This is a genomic window from Glaciecola sp. 33A (assembly GCF_002836745.1).
In the GTDB taxonomy this organism is placed as follows: Bacteria; Pseudomonadota; Gammaproteobacteria; order Enterobacterales; family Alteromonadaceae; genus Glaciecola.
In genome coordinates this window covers 67,488-86,529 of record NZ_PJAR01000042.1, presented here as the reverse complement: position 1 = coordinate 86,529, position 19,042 = coordinate 67,488, and the positions used below count along the sequence as shown (strand labels likewise).

Here is a 19,042-nt window from a genome sequence, read left to right as displayed (position 1 = left end):
ACGAAAAACCTCACATCTTCTAAATTCGATAGACATGTCACCAATATATCTCAGCGCTCATTGCCACTTTGCGACTCTTTTCCATCACGGTAATCACACTGGTCAATTTGTCATTAATCCAATTATCTAAGTCTTCTGCATCTTCAATATCAACTTCCTTTAATACACTTCGCAAAAACATCAGCGCTTTGATCTCATCAATGCCTTCGACTAAATCCAACCAAGGCGCTCTGAATTTACCTCGGCTCTCGGCAAACAAATCCGCGAGCAGGAATCCATTGAGTAGTGTTTGGCGCAACAGCACCTCCAGTGCGATGTACTTGGTGTAATGCATTTCAACTTTTGATGGTAAACTTTGCATGACAGTTTGCCAACCTTGAGACAACCAGCCTTTGGCATGCTTTAACACCGGAATTTGATGACCTGTAGCTTGTGCTCTCCATGGTTTTTCAATCAGTAATCTTGATGCGCCAAGTTGCACTTGACTACTTTCCATAGAGACTAATAATTGTCCTGGTGATCGCACTGTTAACAAACCTTCACGGCGACCATTGAGATAACCCATCAACGCTTGATTTTTAGGTATTCTACGACTAAACGGACCTTTGTTAGAACGCAGTTTACGAATGCATTGCAAGTCATCTTGCCACGACCATTGCTCAGACAAAACAAGAAGTTGCTTGTGTAAGTTAAGGAGTTCCTGACATTGCAGCACTGGCAAGTACAAAGACACACCTTGTAATAGCAATCGAACGCTTTGCGCTATTTCTTTCAATGCCCCGGTATGACCCGATTGCAAATATACATATTCATGATGCTGCCAATGCGACAACGCGCATTCAATAGCCTTGCATAAGCCGTCTTCGGTGCTATCTTCAGCGTCTAAGTCTAAGAATGTAGGAAGCTCAAATGAGTCTGAAATACTGCCATTCATTAATTCATAACCACGCGCAGCCTTCGTTACATTACTTAAACGAACGGGAGTGACTTTGCTTATTTCGTCGGCCAAATCGAACAATGCGGTGGGCTTACCTGCTTTCAATTCAATCTCTATTTCACCAATCGGTAATGACCCCATGCGATGTTTTACTTCGCCACTATCAAATACCAGTTCTATGTGATTTTCACCATCCACAATATCAAAAGTGACGCGATTAAAATGGGTTGAAAATTGCACTTGTAGTTGTCTATTCACCTCCTGGACATTAATATCTTTATCCCATATTTCAGAATCAAACATTTCTAAATCTGGATGTGCTTTATCTAAATCAATATTGTATTCGGGACGTTGATGCAAACCTCCTTTAACCTTACCTTGAGTTTTTAATGTCTGTTCAATATGGTCGTTAACTCGACGAATGCGAAACCCCATTTTACGCTTGCCCAAAAATTGCTCTGGGGTGTCGTAATAATCATTGAATACGTCAAAAGAACTGCGCTTTACCTCACCTTTTAACTTCGGCAACAATGTTTGCTCAAAGCTGGTGAGAGCGTCTTGGTCTGCAACGAGTTTTAATTCAATTTCCATGGTCTCAACTTGCTTATAAAAAGGTTGGTATCGAGTATCTGCTTACAATATCGCCGAATGCTTATGTGCGCAAACCTTTCAACATACATGTTAAAAAATAAATCCTTGTGAAATACAACATGATAAAATATAGCCTTGTGAAATAGCAGTGAAGCACCTAAAATCCCCCAACCGTTTTTTACAATGAAGACAACATGCGCTTTTTTATTTTGTTTGTTTCCCTCTTTCTTTTCCCTTTTTATTTAATCGCTCAATCTTCCTCATCACAAGCAGATGTGACCGCTGCCGAACAGGAAATTCGTTATATTTCTGATGAACTATATATCTTTTTGCATGCGGGACCAGGTCGAGACTTTCGTATTGTTGGCTCAATTAATGCCGGTACCACTGTGTCACTTTTACAAGTTGAAAGAAAGGCTGGCTACGCTCAGGTGCAGGATGAGCGCGAACGTGTAGGCTGGGTTGAATCTAGGTTCGTGAGTCGCACTCCATCAATCAGAACGACACTTGACGATGCAACCGATAGATTGAAATCACAACAAGAAGACATAAAGGCAATGCAACAACGAATGAATATAGCGATAAGCGACTTCGCTCTGTCTGAGCAACAAAAAATAGCACTGAACAGAAAATTAACTCACATTCTTGAACAAAATGCTGAACTAGAAAGACGCATAATTAAGAAAGAGCGTAGCGACCAAATGCAATGGTTTACACGCGGCACCGTACTCGGATTGATTAGTGTTACCATTGGTTACTTATTAGGTCTGTTTGGGCGCAAAAAAGCTCAATCCAATTCCATAAGTTGATTCAAGCAGAGCTGATGCCGCTATTCTCACCCAACATAAAAATTCATAGAAGGTTGATAAAATGCTAACGTTTTTGCTAGTCATCAATATTGCTGGAACCGCCGCATTTGCTATTTCTGGCGCATTATTGGCGGCTAAGAAAAAAATGGACTGGGTGGGGTTTGTTTTTATTGGTAATGTCACCGGTATCGGCGGAGGCACCTTGCGCGACGTTATATTAGACGTGCCTGTCTTTTGGTTAGTCGATTGGTATTATGTGGTCATATGCAGTTTTTCTGCTGTCATCACCTATTTCGCTGCCCAGCAAATATCTCGTAAATCTAACGCATTGCTATGGGCTGATGCTGTAGGCATGGCATTATTCAGCGTTTTGGGCGCCGAAAAGGCATTGAGCTTGGGAGCTGAAATTCCGGTTGCCGTCATAATGGGGGTGTTTAGTGCGTGTTTAGGCGGAATCATTCGTGATGTTATCCTGAATGATGTTCCTGTCGTCTTTCAAAAAGAAATTTATATCACGGCGTCATTGACCGGCGCGATTGCTTTCTGTGTTTGTTATAACTTGCTAGATATTATTGATTTTTACGCCATAGGACTTGGCTGCGTTGTGGCATTTACCGTTCGTGCTATCGCAATAGTGACAAAGCTTTCCATGCCAGCGCACAAAGGCTTGCAGTGATCTAAGGAACGCGAAACACTCGTTGGTAATATACAAATTAATTAAAAAATAATGAGCAGGTTTTACCCTGCTCAACTCATTCAATATGATTTTTAATCGTCGTCTTCAACCAATGTCATCAACGACGTATTCCCTCCTGATGCCGTTGTATCAATACTGATTGTTTTTTCAGTAACCAAGCGCTGAATCAAGTTATCATTATATTCAGCCGTAATAACCGGTAATATTGCACCCTGCCTCTCAGCTAGTTTCGCAGAAATATAGGCACTTCGGTCTGTCCGACTATCCACCACGACACCTGTCAAACCCTTGTTCATCAATAAAGCTTCTAAGTGACACAAGTTTGCTACTTGGAAAACTGAATTTGGCGCTCCTGTACTAGCTAATTTTTCTTTGAATGTCAGAGCCTCTTCATAGAACAAGTCTGATACCACCGAAATAACTAAATTACCCGTTGCTAGTGCAGTTACAATCGATAACATCCAGTATTCAAAGGTAACGTCTTTATCAGCGAAACACACTAAGACGCCTCGAGGTTCCAAATGTAAGGTATTCGACTCACCAGTAGGCCCAGGCAAGTGAATAGGTGCTCGCAACCTACGCTCAATAGCAATCAACTGGGTTCTAGCTGTCGCCAGTGTTTGATTTAAATCCTCAGCAAGTTCTTCAACAATTTCAACATTAGCAATTTTTGCTAACAGTTGACGTACAAACGAAATCCGACTGATCAGTGGTGTTAAGCGCCACTGGTTTTCAACAGCCAATGCCGAGTCCATCAGATTGTTAGCTTCAGTTACCGCAGTCGCATCACTTTGAATTGCCTTATCATCGGCATAATTTTCAACTTGCGATGCCACTTTTGGTGTCGCCCTTTCTTTCATCAAACGCGGTAAATAGTTCGGGCCACCGGCTTTAGGACCCGTGCCTGACAGTCCTCGTCCACCAAATGGCTGAACCCCAACGATAGCGCCAATCATGTTGCGGTTGATATATACGTTACCCGCTCTAGAGAGATGCGCCAATTCAATAGCACGCTCTTCAATACGAGAGTGGATGCCCATCGTCAAACCAAAACCTGTACCATTGATTTGCTGTATGACTTTGTCTATTTCTTTGCCTTTAAAGCGGACCAAATGCACACAAGGTCCAAAGACTTCTTTTTTCAACACGTCAATATTGTCTATTTCGAAAAAGTGCGGCGCAAAGAAGTTACCGTCGCTTGCAGGTAACTCACATTTGTGTAATAACTTTCCATTTTCTTGCATGTATTCGGCGTGATCGTTGAGTGCTTTTAATGCTTTTTTATCAATGACCGGCCCAATGTCCGTAGACAAAAAGGCAGGGTCACCCAGTGATAATTCTTTCATAGCACCAACAATCATTTCGCTCACAACATCAGCAATATCTTCTTGCACAAACAACACCCTCAAGGCTGAGCAACGCTGACCGGCACTTAAGAAACCTGACATAATAACATCATCTACCACTTGTTCAGGAAGCGCTGTTGAGTCAACAATCATGCAATTTTGACCGCCGGTTTCTGCAATTAATGGAACCTGTTCCGTGCCACGAGCCGCTAATATTTGTGATATTAGCGATCCTGTTTGCGTTGAGCCCGTGAACATGACGCATTGAATGCGCTCGTCAGGTAAAAGTACATCGCCAACATCAGGGCCGTTAGCAATAACTATATTGACTGTATCTTCAGGCAAACCGACAGATATCATCAATTCCAAAGCACGTTTAGCAATTAAACTAGTTTGCTCCGCTGGTTTAGCGATGACCGTATTTCCGGTAACTAACGCTGCTGCTATTTGTCCCATAAAAATGGCCAAAGGGAAATTCCAAGGGCTGATACAAAGAACCACTCCGCGCGATTGCAAACGATTTGAGGGATCAAGTCGTTTAGCTTCAACTGCATAGTAACGGCAAAAATCCACAGCCTCGCGAACTTCATCAATACTATCTGAGGTAATCTTACCCGCTTCTTTTATACACAAGCCAATCAACTCGTCCATATGACGTTCAAGAATGCCAGCAATACGCATTAATAGGTCTGCTCGATCTTCCACCGGCTCTTTCGACCAGGATTCTGACGCTTTAGTTGTGCGTTCAAGCATAGCTAGCATATCTGCTTTGCCATGAAGCTGATGCGTTCCTACGATTTCGCTCAATAGAGCTGGGTTGCGCACGATGATCTGATTTTCAGCCTCGTCTACATCGCCGAGTGCTTTTACATGCTCTTCAAACCATTTCTCTAATCTCAGCGATAAATCCAGAGTCGCATTCAAATCATAGATATCAAAGCCGCGGGCATTTGCTCTGCTTGGCGCATATAAATCAACCGGCATAACAATTTGCTTGTTTTCCCGAACCTGCAAACGCTGTGTGCGCTCTACTGGATCCTCTAAGAGCGATTCAACTTGCAGGCTGTCATCGACTATCGCATTGACAAACGATGAATTGGCCCCATTTTCTAACAAACGGCGAACCAAATAAGCTAACAATTCTTCATGAACACCAACCGGTGCATAAACGCGACATTGAATCTTATCTTTAGTCACCACTTGATCGTACAAAGAGTCGCCCATTCCATGCAAGCACTGAAATTCAAAGCCTTCTTTATCACCACCAGCAAGCTCAATGATAACTGACGCAGTATAAGCGTTATGAGTCGCAAACTGCGGATAGATGCTGTCACGATATGCCAACATTCTATTTGCACACGCGTGATAAGAAACATCGGTAGAAGTTTTACGAGTGAACACGGGAAAGTCGTCAAAACCACCTTGTTGGCTGTGCTTTATTTCAGTATCCCAATACGCGCCTTTGACCAAGCGAACCATCATTTTACGGCCCACTTTAAGTGTCAATTCACGTAACCATTCGATCACAAAAATAGCGCGTTTTTGATATGACTGAACGGCTAAACCAAAACCGTGCCAACCTTCTAAATCGGGATCGCTAAATACTTTTTCGATAATATCCAGAGATATGTCGAGTCTCTCGGACTCTTCTGCATCGACCGTCAAACCGATGTCATACTTCTTCGCCATTAAGCATAAGGTTTTTAGTTTTGCCGGAATTTCTTCCATAACGCGATCATATTTAGCAAAATCATAGCGCGGGTGAATAGCTGAAAGCTTTACCGAAATCCCGGGACTCTTGCGCGGCCCGCGTCCCTTTGCCGCTTTACCAATTACTTCAATAGCTTTAACGTAAGCCTGATAATAGCGCTCTGCATCTTTACCTGTTCTGGCACCTTCGCCTAACATATCGTAAGAATAGACATAACCTTGGGTTTCTTTTTTCGCAGCTCTTTCAACAGCATCTTCGATACGTTCGCCCATAACAAATTGGCGACCCATCACTTTCATTGCAATTTTCATTGCTTTGCGGATAACCGGCTCACCTAAACGACCCATGGTCTTTTTGAGTAATCCGAACTGCTCAGATTTGCGTTTGTCTGCGTAGTTAACCATATTGCCGGTTAACAATAATCCCCAAGCGGAAGCGTTAACAAATAATGAATCGCTATTACCTAAGTGAGGTGTCCATTCTCCTTTTGAAAGCTTGTCTCGAATAAGCTCTTCTTGGGTGTGTTTATCAGGTACACGCAACAGCGCTTCAGCTAAACACATCAATACAATACCTTCCGCTGTTGACAACGAAAATTCATTTAATAGCGCATCAATACCACCATGACCTTCTTGATCGCGGCGAATTTGCAAAACCATGGTCCTAGCGCGTTCCCATGCGCGTGAACGAGCAGCCATATTCACTTCTGCTTCAGGTAAAATATGATCAATAGCCTCTGATTCACCGATACGGTAAAACTCGCGTATTTTCTGTCGGATCGGACAGGTATTATTGATTGTATTGTTCACTAACATTGGCTCGCCTCACAGTTGTATTTTGCACTCTTTTTAGCACTATTTTTAGCACTATCTTTTTGTGCTGATGCTGCCCTAATTTTGCAGCTTAAAAAGTTCGCGTACGATAAGCCTAATTGCAATGAAAAACTACCTTTGTGAGCAAAAAATTTAGTTAGTTTTATCAACTAATTTTACAGGCATTTTGACAAGGTATATAACACCCTAATTTTTAACCAAAAACGCATAAACAAAACTGCGTTTTCATTGGTTGTTGCGTGCTTATCAGCTATAATTATTTTCGAAAAATTGTGTAAAGGTTGTTCATCGCAAGAAAAGACTAGTTTTGGGTCGTCAGTTTGGTCGCAGGCAAACAACAATATTTATAAGCGTCACAAGGATTATTTTATGTTTAGGCATCGTTTTTCTTCAAAATCGCCAGCAGCGCAACAAGGCAGAATGTCCCTTTGGATTTCAGTTCCCCTAGGAACGATTACTATTGTTACTGTATTTTATTTATTCTTTGCTAATACCTTGTTAAAAACGCTTGCGCAAAATGCACTTGGTGATGCATCTGGTGCAGAGGTGAATATCGGCGCTGTAGAGCATCGTCTTTTTCCATTTGGTCTCACTCTAACTCGACTGCAAGCTACTGACAACGCCAATCCTCTTCACAATAAGATTGAGATTGCGATGCTCAAAGCTGATGTTAATTTTATGCCTTTATTAAGCAAAAAACTCATTATTGGTGACCTCATTGTACAAAATGTTGAATTTGATACCAAACGCGACAGCGCTGGTGCGATTTATGTTCAACCTGATGCGCAAACCTCAAGTTTTGCCTTTCCAACATTAGCAGACTTGCCAAGCGTAGATGACATATTAGAAAAATCGCCGTTAAAAACGACAGCCGCCGTTGCTGAAGCAAAAAGAGTGTTTGAACAATACAAACGACCCATACAAGATAAGTATGCAACTCTACCTAGCAAACAGAAATTAATTGCCTATAAAGAACGCCTTAGAGTCCTGCAAGAAACTGACTATAAAAACCCAACTAATTTGATTGCAGCAAAAAAAGAGTTTGATGACATTAAAGAAACAATTAAAAAAGACAGAATCAAGGTGTCAGCGTTTGTCGACCTAGCAAAAGAGGCTCAAGCTGCTTCCTCCAATTCAGTATCTTTATTAAAGTCAGCACCTCAAGACGACTTTGCTCTGCTCAAAGGTCTAGTTGCAGGGGATGAAGGCGCTATTGGCGAGGTAACTCAACACTTATTTGGTGAAAAGGCGACAATTTACACTCGAGGCCTTTTAATCGTTATGGATATGCTGTCGAGCAGCTCCGAGGATCCGGTTGTTGAACAAACTACGGTGGATGATGGCTTACCCCGTGTTTGGATCAAGAACGCAGCAGTCAGCGTTAAATGGCAAAACCAAAAAATTCAAACTGCTTGGCAAAATATAACAGATCAACATGCGCTTATAGGCAAACCAACCTCATTTGTAGTCAATTCAAGCAAGGCCAACAATTTGAGTAACATTGACTTAAACGGCACGTTTGAAATTATTGAGGGCAAGGTAAATTCAGTACAAGACTGGGATATTAAAGGCTTAGTATTAGATGCAATTGAATTAGTACCAGAACAGTCAAAGCAAAAGCTAAATGCATTACTAGAGTCTGGTTTACTTGCCAGCAAAGGTGAATTAAACATAGTCGATGGCCAGCTAACTGGTTCGTCGGTATTTGATCTTACTGCCATGAAGTTAAAAGCCACAGGTGAAGATGATCTAACAAATGCGATGGCTGAAATAATTTCGGGCTTGTCTGAGTTAAAATTGAGCACTGATTTTTCAGGTAACCTTACTAGTCCATCCATCAAAATAAAATCAGATTTGAACAAAAAAATGCTGCAAGCTCTTTCTAGTGGCCTGACTGGCAATAGTTCTGGTAAACTAAGTGAATTAAAAACTAAATTAAATGCAAAAGTGGCTGAACAATTAGGACAGTCGGGTCAACAACTAGCTTCTGTTGATGCTCTGCTAACGGCAGCGCAAGGTGATACTGACAGCCTAAATGAGCTATTAAAATCACAGATGACAAATGCATTGGGCAACACGAAAGATAAACTATTAAATAAGCTTAGCGATAAGTTGCTTGGCAACCAATAAATACAAAGCCAATAAGGAATGAGCGATGCGCAATAGATGGATACTCGTCACATTGATTGCCCTGCTGGGGCTGCTGCAGGCTCGCCTTTGGTTTGGCAAGAATAGCATCGCCGATTACAACCTGATGAAATCAGAAGTAGAAGAATTGCAAAAACAAAACGCAAATCTAAAACAGCGCAACTCGCTCCTCAAGGCTGATATTAGCGATCTTCAACTGGGTTTAGAATCTATTGAAGAAAGGGCGCGTAACGAACTAGGTCTGATTAAAGACGGCGAAACTTTTTATCGAATTTTACCCCCAGAGAAGTAATTTTGACAGCAGTAGAGAAATTTGTAGCCGTTGTTCCTGCTGCCGGTATTGGCAGTAGAATGGAGTCATCGGTAGCAAAGCAATATCTTACCATTGGTAATCAAACTGTTATCGAGCACACGCTCGACGCATTGCTGTCCCACCATCAAATTCGACGCATTGTTGTCGTTTTACATCCGCAAGATACTATTTTTAAATCGTTAAACGCATCTCAAAACCCATTAATTGAAACCGTTATTGGCGGAACCCAAAGAGTCGATTCAGTATTGAGCGGTTTGCAGCATTGCTTAACCGAATCAATAGCAAATGCAAATTCGTGGATATTAGTGCATGATGCGGCAAGACCTTGCATAACCCATGCAGAGCTCGATGATTTATTCGCCAGTATTAACACGTGTGACGGCGCCATATTGGCAGTGCCAGTTACTGATACAATAAAACGAGCTTCCTCAAATAAGCTAAGTCCAATAGCTGAAATTGAAGAAACAGTCGAACGCACTCAGCTTTGGCAAGCGCAAACACCGCAGTTTTTTCCACTGGGAAAATTAATACATGCGATTGAACTTGCGCAACACAATAATATTGATATTACCGATGAAGCTTCAGCAATGGAGCATGTCAATGCGAGTGTAAAACTGGTTGAAGGACGCAGCACCAACATAAAAATAACCCGCCCGTGCGATTTAGCATTGGCCGCGTTTTATTTAACCGATAATACATTGGCAAACAATAATAAGCAGGGAGGTACTCTATGTTCCGTATAGGTCATGGTTACGATGTACATAAGTTCGGTGGAATGGGTCCAATAACGATTGGTGGCATCTGCATAGTGCATGAGCGTGGTTTAATTGCCCACTCCGATGGTGATGTTGCTTTACATGCATTATGCGATGCGCTTCTGGGATCATTAGCACTAGGTGATATTGGACATCACTTTCCAGACTCTGACAAAAGCTACGAAAACATTAGCAGCCTAGAACTATTAAGGCAGGTTTACCAACGTATTCAAGATTTAGGCTATATGCTCAGCAATGCGGATATTACGATTGAAGCTCAAGCACCAAAAATGGCACCTCACATTAACTTTATGCGCGAAGCAATCTCTGATGCTATGGGCGTTTCGGTCAAGGATATCAGCATTAAAGCAACCACAACTGAAGGAATTGGCTTTGTAGGACGAGAAGAAGGCATTGCATGCCACGCTGTCGTGCTCATATGTCCACGTAGGTAACTGAATGGCATTGTCGATTTCGCATTGGTCTAGGTTGTATGGTGATGCACTAGGTAGCGCCACACTTAAACAAGAAATGCACGATTTTATCGTTGAAGAACAACTCGGATTTGAGCCCAGCGGCGAAGGCGAGCATATTTTCTTATGGTTGGAGAAAACAAATCTAAATACCGCTTTCGTCGCTGAGTCGCTCGCAAGGTTTAGCAAACTGCACTTGCGCGATATTACCTACGCTGGTAGAAAAGATAAGTTCGCGTTAACTCGACAATGGTTTGGGGTGCATATTGCCAACAAAAAAGAGCCCAATTGGGATGAGTTTGAACTTCAAGGTGCGAAAATTTTACAAGTCACACGCAACGATCGAAAATTACGTGTTGGCGTGCTCAAAAGCAATAAGTTCGAACTCATATTGCGAAACTTAACATCAACCTCGAAGGATGATGCCGAATTTGACATCCCCGCATTAGAACAACGCCTAGCGCTTATAAAATACCGAGGTGCACCCAATTATTACGGCAGCCAACGCTTTGGTGAAATCAGACTAACATCCAAAGATATCGAACCAGTAACGGCAACTGCGAGGTTGCTGCAAGGTGGTAATCTTGCCTTAGCCGAAAAACTAATCGATGGTGAAAGCATCCGTAATCGTAATAAACGCTCCATGGCTATATCGGCATTGCGCAGCTGGTTATTCAATGAAGTTATTCACCAACGAATAGTACAACAAAGCTTTCATCAACCGTTGCTTGGCGATGCGATGCAGTTGAGTGGCTCAAACAGCTTTTTTGTGTTCGAAGATGAAGCAGAATACGCTAACATAATAAAACGATTAGCCGAATTTGATATCAATATTACCGCACCTTTGTGGGGTGACGGCAAGCTACATTCAACTGCAACGAGCAGAGCCTTAGAGCTGAGCTGTGTCACACAATTCCCTGACATCATCCAAACGCTTAATTCATTAGGCTTAAAACAAGAAAGAAGAGCTATTCGTATTTTTCCACAAGAATTTACTTGGCAAATAGAAGATAATAATTTAAAAATGCAGTTTTCGCTTCCCGCAGGCTGTTTTGCAACCTCGATTGTGAGGGAACTGGTAGATGTTTAAGCGAGTCATGGTTAATTCTTGCGTGCATAAATACTCGACTAATTGGGTCTCAAAGCATGTTCTCGCATCACAGTGTTGTGGATATGAAAGCGCGACGCAGTCAACTGGTAAAAAGGCGAATAACAAGTGAACATATTATTGAGCAATGATGACGGTGTAAATGCAGTAGGAATTGCGGTACTTTTTGAGCATTTATCAAAAGAACATGATGTCACGGTTATTGCACCTGACCGCAACTGCAGCGGAATGAGTAACGCACTGTCGCTGCACACACCGTTGCGCATTGAGAAAATGCCGAATGGCTTCTATGCAGTGAATGGTACGCCATCAGATTGCGTCCAATTGGGTATTAACAAATTCATGTTGCAGGAACCTGATTTAGTTGTGTCTGGTATTAACCACGGCGCTAATTTAGGCGATGACACGATTTATTCAGGTACGGTAGCGGCAGCGTTAGAAGGTCGCCATATGGGCTTGCCGGCAATAGCTGTCTCACTTTGCAGCAAAAAAGAAGAGCATTTCGATACCGCTGCAAAGGTGGCTTGCGATATTATTCGCCGCCTTGCCTCGCATCCCCTAGAACGAAACGAGATTTTAAATATAAATGTACCCGCCATTCCTTATGACTGCTTAAAAGGCATAACAGCTACTAGGTTGGGTAAACGTCATCGTGCAGAGACGATGGTAGAAAGTATGGACCCATTTGGTAGAACGATATATTGGTATGGAAAATTGGGTAGTGAGCAGGATGCGGGTGAAGGTACTGACTTTGACGCCGTAAATAACAATTACTGCTCTGTAACACCGCTGTCAGTGGATATGACGGTGCATCAGAAAGTAAGCAAAATGAACGCTTGGTTGAACACCAAAGAAGCGATGAACTAGGAATAGAAATGGCAATATCATCTCGCAAGGGTTTACAGCTCGCGCAATTATTAGAACAAGAAGGCGTAACGGACAATAGAGTATTAAGTGCTATTGCTAAGATACCTCGCGAACTTTTTATTCCAGACGCACTTAAACACAAAGCTTATCAAAATACCGCCCTACCTATTGGACAAGGACAAACGATATCACAACCGTATATTGTGGCAAAAATGACAGAGTTATTGCTTAACGCGCCAGTATTGCCTAAGAAAATCTTAGAAATTGGCACTGGTTCTGGCTACCAAACTGCAATTTTAGCAGGTATTTTTGGGCACATATATTCAGTCGAACGCATTAAGGCTTTGCAGTTTCAAGCAAAACGTCGCATGAACCAGCTCGACTTTCACAACATTTCAATGAAGCATGGTGATGGCTGGCAAGGTTGGCAAAGTAAAGGTCCGTTTGACGGCATTATTGTTACGGCAGCAGCCACGAAACTACCACACGCTTTACTGGAACAACTTAACGACGGTGGCCGCTTAATTATTCCAGTCGGAGATGAGCAACAAAGTCTTAAGTGTATTGACCGCCAAGGTGGAGAGTTTATCGAAAAAGCCATTGAATCAGTGCGTTTTGTGCCATTAATTGCGGGCGATTTGCTGTGAAGATATTCGAAACTTGTTATGAACTTTGCCTCAAATGGGCACAACACAAACATGCTGAAAAATACCTCGCGGGGCTAAGCTGCTCTGAATCTATGTTCTTCCCTATTCCGCCCGATGTTATGTTGGCTCCCATGGCGCTTAGTCAGCCACAAAAAGCATGGCGTTTTGCCTTAATCACCACCGTTGCTTCGGTTATTGGTGGTATATTGGGTTACTTGTTAGGATATTTTGCATTTGAATCTTTTATTCAACCCGTAGTTATAGAAATGGGTTATCAAGAAAGACTAGCCCAAGCCACACTTTGGTTTGAAGAATATGGTATTTGGGTAGTTTTTTTAGCTGGCTTCTCCCCTATTCCATATAAAGTGTTTACTGTAAGCGCTGGTTTTTTGCATATGGCACTCATTCCTTTCATAATCGCGTCAACCATTGGCCGGGGCATGCGTTTCTTTTTAGTTGCAGCCTTGATGAAATACGGCGGACCAATGGTGGAAATTAAACTAAAAAAATACATAGAGATTATCGGCTGGGGTACTGTTGCATTTGCAGTCGCTCTCTATTTAATATTCAGGTAATAAATACATGACTTGCTTGGTCAAACGGAAATTACTGATCTTTGCAAAAGTAGGGTTCTGTGTTTTTGCGCTCATTTTGGTGGCGTCATGCAGTGGTCGTTCGCAGCCAGCTCCGGTTATGTCACTTAACACCACTGTCGCGAAACAAAATAATCTCACTGAAATAGACGGTGAGACATATGAAGTTCAGAGGGGCGACACGCTCTTCGCCGTGGCGTTTTACAGTGGCAATGATTACAGAGACATCGCTAAATATAACAATATAAAAGCTCCCTACAGCATATATCCAGGTCAAACCTTGACCTTAATTGCGACGCCTCCAGAATATAATAGGAATAAAAACAACGGTATAACATCAAAAGCAAATAGTGCCACTAAAGTTGTAGTTGACCCGGTTAAAACACAGGCGTATGGTGAGAGAGAAAAGAAAGTTCATCGAAAAAAATTAAATAAAAAATACGAACCGTCGAATAAACCTGATAATGATGTGAGTTGGATGTGGCCAGCATCAGGTAAGTCGACGTCTGCGGTAGTCGGTAGCGACGGCACAAATCGTGGGCTCGATATAAAAGGCGATTTGTATTCCCCAATATATGCAGCTGCTAGTGGTAAAGTTGTTTATGCAGGTAACGCGTTAAAGGGATATGGAAATCTGGTAATTATTAAACATGATAATAATTTATTAAGCGCTTATGCGCACAACGATACGATTTTAGTTAGCGAGCAACGTTATGTTAAGCAAGGACAAAAAATTGCAACAATGGGTCGTTCGGGTTCTAGCGATGTTATGCTGCATTTTGAAATCAGGCGTAAAGGGAAGTCCATTGATCCCTTCGAATTCTTACCAAAAAAATAATTCATGTATTGGCTCATCCATATCAGGATCTGCTTTTCAAACGCTCACTAAATCTACTTTACAAAGCTGATAGGGGTGGATCATGACCACGAAACAGATTGGCAATACAACAGCCTCAAAAGAACAAACTGATGTCTTAGACGTCAGCGCTAAACAGCTTGATGCCACCCAAATATATTTGGGTGAAATTGGCTTTTCGCCATTATTGACTGCTGAAGAAGAAGTTAAATTTTCGCGTGAGTCTTTGAAAGGTAACGAAAAATCCCGAGAACGAATGATTGTTAGTAACTTGCGATTAGTGGTTAAAATTGCCCGCCGCTATAACAATAGAGGCTTGGCTTTGCTAGATCTGATTGAAGAAGGTAACTTGGGTCTAATTCGAGCTGTTGAAAAATTTGATCCTGAACGTGGCTTCCGCTTCTCAACCTATGCAACTTGGTGGATACGTCAAACTATTGAGCGCGCGTTGATGAACCAAACGCGTACTATTCGTTTACCGATCCACATCGTTAAAGAACTCAACTTATATTTGCGAACTGCTAGAAAGCTCTCTCAAGAACTCGACCATGAACCCACAGCAGAAGAGATTGCTGAGGCTACGGGTGAGCCAGTCGCTAGCGTGCAAAAAATGCTAAAATTAAATGAACGCATTAATTCTGTCGATACACCTATTGGCGGCGACGATGAGAATAAAGCACTACTTGACATTATTGCGGATGAGCGCGGCGCTGAACCTGAAAACCAACTGCAGACCAGTGATATGAAGCTGCACATTATAAAATGGTTAGAAGAGCTCAACCCAAAACAAACAGAAGTATTAGCGAGACGATTTGGTCTACTGGGCCATGAGCCAGCAACCTTAGAAGATGTGGGCATCGAAATAGGCCTAACGAGAGAGCGTGTTAGGCAAATTCAAGTTGAAGCATTAAAACGTTTGAAAGATGTTGTACGTCATCACGGTCTTGATATAGAGTCATTGTTTACATACCAAGGGTAATAAAAACTAAACTCATGATTTTTGCTTTCATACGACTTGCTATATCTGGCCTCATCGCCTTCTTTTTCTATGCTGCGTGGGCTTACTACGCTAACAGTTTAGTAACCGATGACACCAACATCCTTTATAAAGCGGCATTAGTGCAAGGTACCTACAGTGGTGGTATTACGCTTATATTCACCTTTATATTGGAGCTTTGTCATAAATTTTTTAGAAATAAACAATTTTGCCTTCCGTTTGTTGTTCCGACAGTGGCAAAACCCGGCTTTTTTAGCAAAGAATGTGCAACAACCAAATCCTTTGAAACATCTTTACTAACTATTGAACATGCCCGCAGAGGAAGTTGTGTAGCTGGTATGTTGGTAACACCATTACCGGCAATTGCAGTGCAGAGTGTATTTGTGGTGGGAGTAAATGTTGCCTTTATGACGCCTAATTTATGGCTAACAGTTGCACCGTCTATATTTTTTAGTATGGTCTACGGCTATGTATATAGTATTTCACTGACCAAAAAACTTAAGCACGCTCAAGCATAACGAAGGTATAATTGTATGGATTTTTTTCATTTTTTTGATGAGTTTCTCGCTCTATCTCAATCCAATTAGCATTTGCTTCATAATCTGGGAACTGTGTATCACCATCAACCTTTAAGTCGATGAAAGTCAGATACAGTCGTTGCGCTTGTGCCAACATCAATTCATAAATACTTCCACCTCCAATAATCATGACTTCGTCAAAGGCGGACGCTTCTTGCATAGCTGCCTCAATTGATGTCACCACCGTTGCATCATCTAATACATAAGATTTGTTGGTCGTAATAACTATATTTGGGCGCCCTGGTAACGCCCTTCCAATCGACTCATAGGTTTTTCTGCCCATAAGCACAGGTTTGCCCATAGTGACAAATTTGAAGTGCTTAAGATCTGCTGGTAGATGCCAAGGCATATCATTATCAGCACCAATTATGCGATTGTTTGCCATAGCGGCAATCATGGATATCATCTGTGTATGTCCAAAGTGTTATCTTGGCTGTCTACTTCTGGTAAATAACTTCAACGTCATAATCGTCATCATCCCAATCTTCATCGTCCAAGTCGGCATCAGCATCTGAATCGTCGTTTTGAACTTCTGAAACAGCTTCCTCACGATTGGTATTCCACGTAAACGTCATTTCTTCGTCTTTATTGAACATTTCCTCTTCAGGTGGAAGAGAATCAATGAACTCCATGATGTCTTGGCAAAGTACATCAACATTCAACTTTTGGAAGGCTGAGATTTGATAGTAATCTTTTTCCCATCCTAATTTTGCAGCAATATCTGCGCATAAAGCATTTGCTTCATCTTCTAACATTAAATCAATTTTATTGAACACTAGCCAGCGTGGTTTGGCGGCTAACTTAGGACTATATTTATCTAATTCGTTGTCAATAGTTAACGCATTCTGAACTGGGTCTGAACCATCTGCGGGCATAATGTCAATCAAATGAATTAATACTCTACAACGCTCAAGATGCCTCAGAAACTGAATACCAAGTCCAGCACCATCAGAAGCGCCTTCAATCAAACCGGGGATATCGGCAACAACGAAACTCGCTTGTGAGTCGAGACGAACGACGCCTAAATTTGGTATCAAAGTGGTAAATGGGTAATCAGCAACTTTTGGTGTGGCTGCAGAAACCGAACGAATAAACGTCGACTTACCCGCATTAGGCATGCCCAACATACCTACATCCGCAAGCAACATTAGTTCTAAAGACAGTTTACGAATTTCGCCTGGTGTGCCGTCTGATTTTATCCGCGGCGCTCTGTTGGTACTACTCTTAAATCGAGCATTACCCAAACCGTGATAACCACCTTGAGCTACTTTCATGCGCTGGCCATGCTTGACCAAATCACCCAAAAATTCACCAGTGTCTTTGTCGGCAGCGCGGGTACCAACCGGTACTGCCAAAATCAAATCCTCACCACCGCGACCAGTGCAATCGGCACCTTGACCGTTAGTGCCACGCTGCGCTCGATGAAAACGTTCGAAACGATAATCAATTAGGGTATTTAAGTTTTCGTCAGCTTCAAGGTAGACACTACCGCCATCACCACCGTCACCACCATCTGGACCACCATTAGGTATATATTTCTCGCGTCTGAATCCAATAACGCCGTTACCACCGTCTCCAGCTTCTACGCGTATTTCTGCTTCATCAACAAACTTCATATCTTTTCTCTAAACCTGTGGTTGGTGCGCGTCAGCAAGCCAAGTGCAATGCATTCGCACGAAATTACGCTATTAGTATAGCAGTTTTTGCTGTACCAGTAACTGGTCTTTAAACCAGCTTTAAATTCTAAACAATTCAGATCTTTACATACCGATGTCAAGATATTTGTACATATCAGTGTCATATTTCATACACAGCACTGCCGCTTGATAAACCTACCTGATCTTCACAAATAGCCTGTGGAATTGGCATTAAACAATTAATGTAATACTGAAAACCCAACAACTCTAGTCAGTGTATGTACAAATAATACAAAACGCTTGCACATCAATCAGTGCATTTTACGCCAGAAAATATCTGCCATAGGGTCCGGATTAAAAAATAACACAAAAAAAACCCCGCCGATAGCGGGGTTTTCGATATGCTTTAAACCAGACTACTCAGAAAGAATACTGACAAATCTGCGGTTTTTAGGGCCTTTAATTTCAAACTGTACTTTACCCGCTGTAAGAGCGAATAATGTATGGTCTTTGCCGATACCCATGTTGTTACCAGGGTGGAATTTAGTTCCACGCTGACGAACAATAATGTTACCAGCTAATACATCTTGGCCGCCGTAGCGTTTAACGCCTAAGCGTTTACTTTCTGAATCGCGACCGTTTTTAGTACTACCACCAGCTTTTTTATGTGCCATGAGTTAGTGCTCCTATTATACGTTGATTGCAGTGATTTTTACTTCTGTAAACCACTGGCGATGTCCCATCTGCGTTCGACTATGCTTGCGTCGACGGAACTTAACTACTTTAATTTTCTCGCCACGACCGTGAACAACGATCTCAGCTGTAACTTTACCACCAGCAACATAAGGGGTTCCAATTTTTACATCTTCGCCATTGCTAATCATCAAGATATTATCGAATTCGATTGACTCACCTGGAGCCACTTCAATCTTTTCAAGACGAACGGTTTGACCTTCGGCCACACGGTGTTGTTTACCACCACTTTGGAAAACCGCGTACATATATTTCTCCGCACTGCGCATACAAGCGCTTTTTATTCAAAAAACAGGGCGCGAATTGTACTTTATGGAATCTAATCTATCAAGCACAAAACTGAATTTTATTCAGGGTATTTTCAATTAGATAGAAATAGCCACAATAAGCAGG

The 19,042-nt window shown here is 42.0% G+C and carries 19 protein-coding genes; 13 read left to right on the top strand and 6 right to left on the bottom strand.

Translation table 11 applies throughout. The features are described from left to right. Window positions 1-37: 37 nt before the first annotated feature. Complete coding sequence (locus tag CXF81_RS13125) at window positions 38-1,528, bottom strand: inorganic triphosphatase (RefSeq protein ID WP_101181803.1); 1,491 nt, start codon at window positions 1,526-1,528, stop codon at window positions 38-40. Window positions 1,529-1,722: 194 nt separating this feature from the next. Here CXF81_RS13125 and CXF81_RS13120 point away from each other — a divergent pair, with 194 nt between their 5' ends. Together CXF81_RS13120 and CXF81_RS13115 are read left to right on the top strand one after the other, a co-directional pair. Further along, entirely contained in the window at window positions 1,723-2,337 is a 615-nt protein-coding gene (locus tag CXF81_RS13120) for a TIGR04211 family SH3 domain-containing protein (protein WP_101181802.1), read from the top strand. 61 nt (window positions 2,338-2,398) lie between these two features. Then, entirely contained in the window at window positions 2,399-3,013 is a 615-nt protein-coding gene (locus tag CXF81_RS13115) for a trimeric intracellular cation channel family protein (RefSeq protein WP_101181801.1), read from the top strand. Between the two features lie 92 nt (window positions 3,014-3,105). On the opposite strand, the gene putA is transcribed toward CXF81_RS13115, so the two are convergent. After that, window positions 3,106-6,906, bottom strand: a complete 3,801-nt coding sequence (putA, locus tag CXF81_RS13110; RefSeq protein ID WP_101181800.1) for a bifunctional proline dehydrogenase/L-glutamate gamma-semialdehyde dehydrogenase PutA — start codon at window positions 6,904-6,906, stop codon at window positions 3,106-3,108. Window positions 6,907-7,293: 387 nt separating this feature from the next. On the opposite strand from putA, the gene CXF81_RS13105 reads away from it, so the two are divergent. The 11 genes from CXF81_RS13105 to CXF81_RS13055 all read left to right on the top strand — a co-directional run bounded on the left by CXF81_RS13105 (window position 7,294) and on the right by CXF81_RS13055 (window position 16,199). Continuing rightward, window positions 7,294-9,054 carry a TIGR03545 family protein gene (locus CXF81_RS13105; protein ID WP_101181799.1) on the top strand — a complete coding sequence of 587 codons (1,761 nt, stop codon included), beginning with the start codon at window positions 7,294-7,296 and terminating at the stop codon, window positions 9,052-9,054. A gap of 25 nt (window positions 9,055-9,079) precedes the next feature. After that, window positions 9,080-9,364, top strand: a complete 285-nt coding sequence (gene ftsB, locus CXF81_RS13100; protein WP_101181798.1) for a cell division protein FtsB — start codon at window positions 9,080-9,082, stop codon at window positions 9,362-9,364. Window positions 9,365-9,366: 2 nt separating this feature from the next. Continuing rightward, window positions 9,367-10,128, top strand: a complete 762-nt coding sequence (gene ispD, locus CXF81_RS13095) for a 2-C-methyl-D-erythritol 4-phosphate cytidylyltransferase (RefSeq protein WP_101181797.1) — start codon at window positions 9,367-9,369, stop codon at window positions 10,126-10,128. Further along, complete coding sequence (gene ispF, locus CXF81_RS13090) at window positions 10,116-10,595, top strand: 2-C-methyl-D-erythritol 2,4-cyclodiphosphate synthase (RefSeq protein WP_101181796.1); 480 nt, start codon at window positions 10,116-10,118, stop codon at window positions 10,593-10,595. Before ispD ends, ispF begins: the two co-directional genes overlap by 13 nt. Window positions 10,596-10,599: 4 nt before the next feature. Further along, window positions 10,600-11,703 carry a tRNA pseudouridine(13) synthase TruD gene (gene truD, locus CXF81_RS13085; RefSeq protein ID WP_101181795.1) on the top strand — a complete coding sequence of 368 codons (1,104 nt, stop codon included), beginning with the start codon at window positions 10,600-10,602 and terminating at the stop codon, window positions 11,701-11,703. 126 nt (window positions 11,704-11,829) lie between these two features. Next, on the top strand, window positions 11,830-12,588 hold the full coding sequence (gene surE, locus CXF81_RS13080; protein WP_101181794.1) for a 5'/3'-nucleotidase SurE: 759 nt from the start codon (window positions 11,830-11,832) through the stop codon (window positions 12,586-12,588). 8 nt (window positions 12,589-12,596) lie between these two features. Next, the gene (locus CXF81_RS13075; RefSeq protein ID WP_101181793.1) at window positions 12,597-13,235 is read left to right on the top strand and encodes a protein-L-isoaspartate(D-aspartate) O-methyltransferase; all 639 of its coding nucleotides are present in this window, start codon (window positions 12,597-12,599) and stop codon (window positions 13,233-13,235) included. Beyond that, window positions 13,232-13,810, top strand: a complete 579-nt coding sequence (locus CXF81_RS13070; RefSeq protein WP_101181792.1) for a YqaA family protein — start codon at window positions 13,232-13,234, stop codon at window positions 13,808-13,810. The genes CXF81_RS13075 and CXF81_RS13070 overlap by 4 nt, the downstream gene beginning before the upstream one ends. A gap of 7 nt (window positions 13,811-13,817) precedes the next feature. Then, window positions 13,818-14,666: a peptidoglycan DD-metalloendopeptidase family protein gene (locus tag CXF81_RS13065; protein WP_101181791.1), complete on the top strand. Its 849-nt coding sequence runs from the start codon at window positions 13,818-13,820 to the stop codon at window positions 14,664-14,666. An 82-nt stretch (window positions 14,667-14,748) separates the two neighbouring features. Then, window positions 14,749-15,663: an RNA polymerase sigma factor RpoS gene (gene rpoS, locus CXF81_RS13060; RefSeq protein ID WP_101181790.1), complete on the top strand. Its 915-nt coding sequence runs from the start codon at window positions 14,749-14,751 to the stop codon at window positions 15,661-15,663. Between the two features lie 14 nt (window positions 15,664-15,677). Beyond that, the gene (locus tag CXF81_RS13055; RefSeq protein ID WP_101181789.1) at window positions 15,678-16,199 is read left to right on the top strand and encodes a hypothetical protein; all 522 of its coding nucleotides are present in this window, start codon (window positions 15,678-15,680) and stop codon (window positions 16,197-16,199) included. Here CXF81_RS13055 and folA read toward each other — a convergent pair. From folA to rplU, 4 genes are all read right to left on the bottom strand, one after another. Next, window positions 16,180-16,656: a type 3 dihydrofolate reductase gene (gene folA, locus CXF81_RS13050; RefSeq protein ID WP_101181788.1), complete on the bottom strand. Its 477-nt coding sequence runs from the start codon at window positions 16,654-16,656 to the stop codon at window positions 16,180-16,182. The two genes, CXF81_RS13055 and folA, sit on opposite strands and share 20 nt — an antisense overlap. A 40-nt stretch (window positions 16,657-16,696) precedes the next feature. Continuing rightward, window positions 16,697-17,875, bottom strand: coding sequence for an Obg family GTPase CgtA (cgtA, locus tag CXF81_RS13045; RefSeq protein WP_101181787.1), 1,179 nt, complete (start codon window positions 17,873-17,875; stop codon window positions 16,697-16,699). Window positions 17,876-18,312: 437 nt separating this feature from the next. Then, window positions 18,313-18,570: a 50S ribosomal protein L27 gene (rpmA, locus tag CXF81_RS13040; protein WP_101181786.1), complete on the bottom strand. Its 258-nt coding sequence runs from the start codon at window positions 18,568-18,570 to the stop codon at window positions 18,313-18,315. A 15-nt stretch (window positions 18,571-18,585) separates the two neighbouring features. After that, window positions 18,586-18,897, bottom strand: a complete 312-nt coding sequence (gene rplU / locus CXF81_RS13035) for a 50S ribosomal protein L21 (protein WP_101182031.1) — start codon at window positions 18,895-18,897, stop codon at window positions 18,586-18,588. Between the last annotated feature and the right edge of the window lie 145 nt (window positions 18,898-19,042).

Bases quoted from the DNA above. Each gene is read 5' to 3' on its own strand.
- CXF81_RS13055 (WP_101181789.1), top strand. From the start codon at position 15,678: ATGATTTTTGCTTTCATACGACTTGCTATATCTGGCCTCATCGCCTTC.
- CXF81_RS13105 (WP_101181799.1), top strand. From the start codon at position 7,294: ATGTTTAGGCATCGTTTTTCTTCAAAATCGCCAGCAGCGCAACAAGGC.
- rpoS (WP_101181790.1), top strand. From the start codon at position 14,749: ATGACCACGAAACAGATTGGCAATACAACAGCCTCAAAAGAACAAACT.
- CXF81_RS13125 (WP_101181803.1), bottom strand. From the start codon at position 1,528: ATGGAAATTGAATTAAAACTCGTTGCAGACCAAGACGCTCTCACCAGC.
- ftsB (WP_101181798.1), top strand. From the start codon at position 9,080: ATGCGCAATAGATGGATACTCGTCACATTGATTGCCCTGCTGGGGCTG.
- rpmA (WP_101181786.1), bottom strand. From the start codon at position 18,570: ATGGCACATAAAAAAGCTGGTGGTAGTACTAAAAACGGTCGCGATTCA.
- rplU (WP_101182031.1), bottom strand. From the start codon at position 18,897: ATGTACGCGGTTTTCCAAAGTGGTGGTAAACAACACCGTGTGGCCGAA.
- folA (WP_101181788.1), bottom strand. From the start codon at position 16,656: ATGATTGCCGCTATGGCAAACAATCGCATAATTGGTGCTGATAATGAT.
- CXF81_RS13115 (WP_101181801.1), top strand. From the start codon at position 2,399: ATGCTAACGTTTTTGCTAGTCATCAATATTGCTGGAACCGCCGCATTT.
- putA (WP_101181800.1), bottom strand. From the start codon at position 6,906: ATGTTAGTGAACAATACAATCAATAATACCTGTCCGATCCGACAGAAA.
- cgtA (WP_101181787.1), bottom strand. From the start codon at position 17,875: ATGAAGTTTGTTGATGAAGCAGAAATACGCGTAGAAGCTGGAGACGGT.
- ispF (WP_101181796.1), top strand. From the start codon at position 10,116: ATGTTCCGTATAGGTCATGGTTACGATGTACATAAGTTCGGTGGAATG.
- truD (WP_101181795.1), top strand. From the start codon at position 10,600: ATGGCATTGTCGATTTCGCATTGGTCTAGGTTGTATGGTGATGCACTA.
- CXF81_RS13120 (WP_101181802.1), top strand. From the start codon at position 1,723: ATGCGCTTTTTTATTTTGTTTGTTTCCCTCTTTCTTTTCCCTTTTTAT.
- CXF81_RS13065 (WP_101181791.1), top strand. From the start codon at position 13,818: ATGACTTGCTTGGTCAAACGGAAATTACTGATCTTTGCAAAAGTAGGG.
- CXF81_RS13075 (WP_101181793.1), top strand. From the start codon at position 12,597: ATGGCAATATCATCTCGCAAGGGTTTACAGCTCGCGCAATTATTAGAA.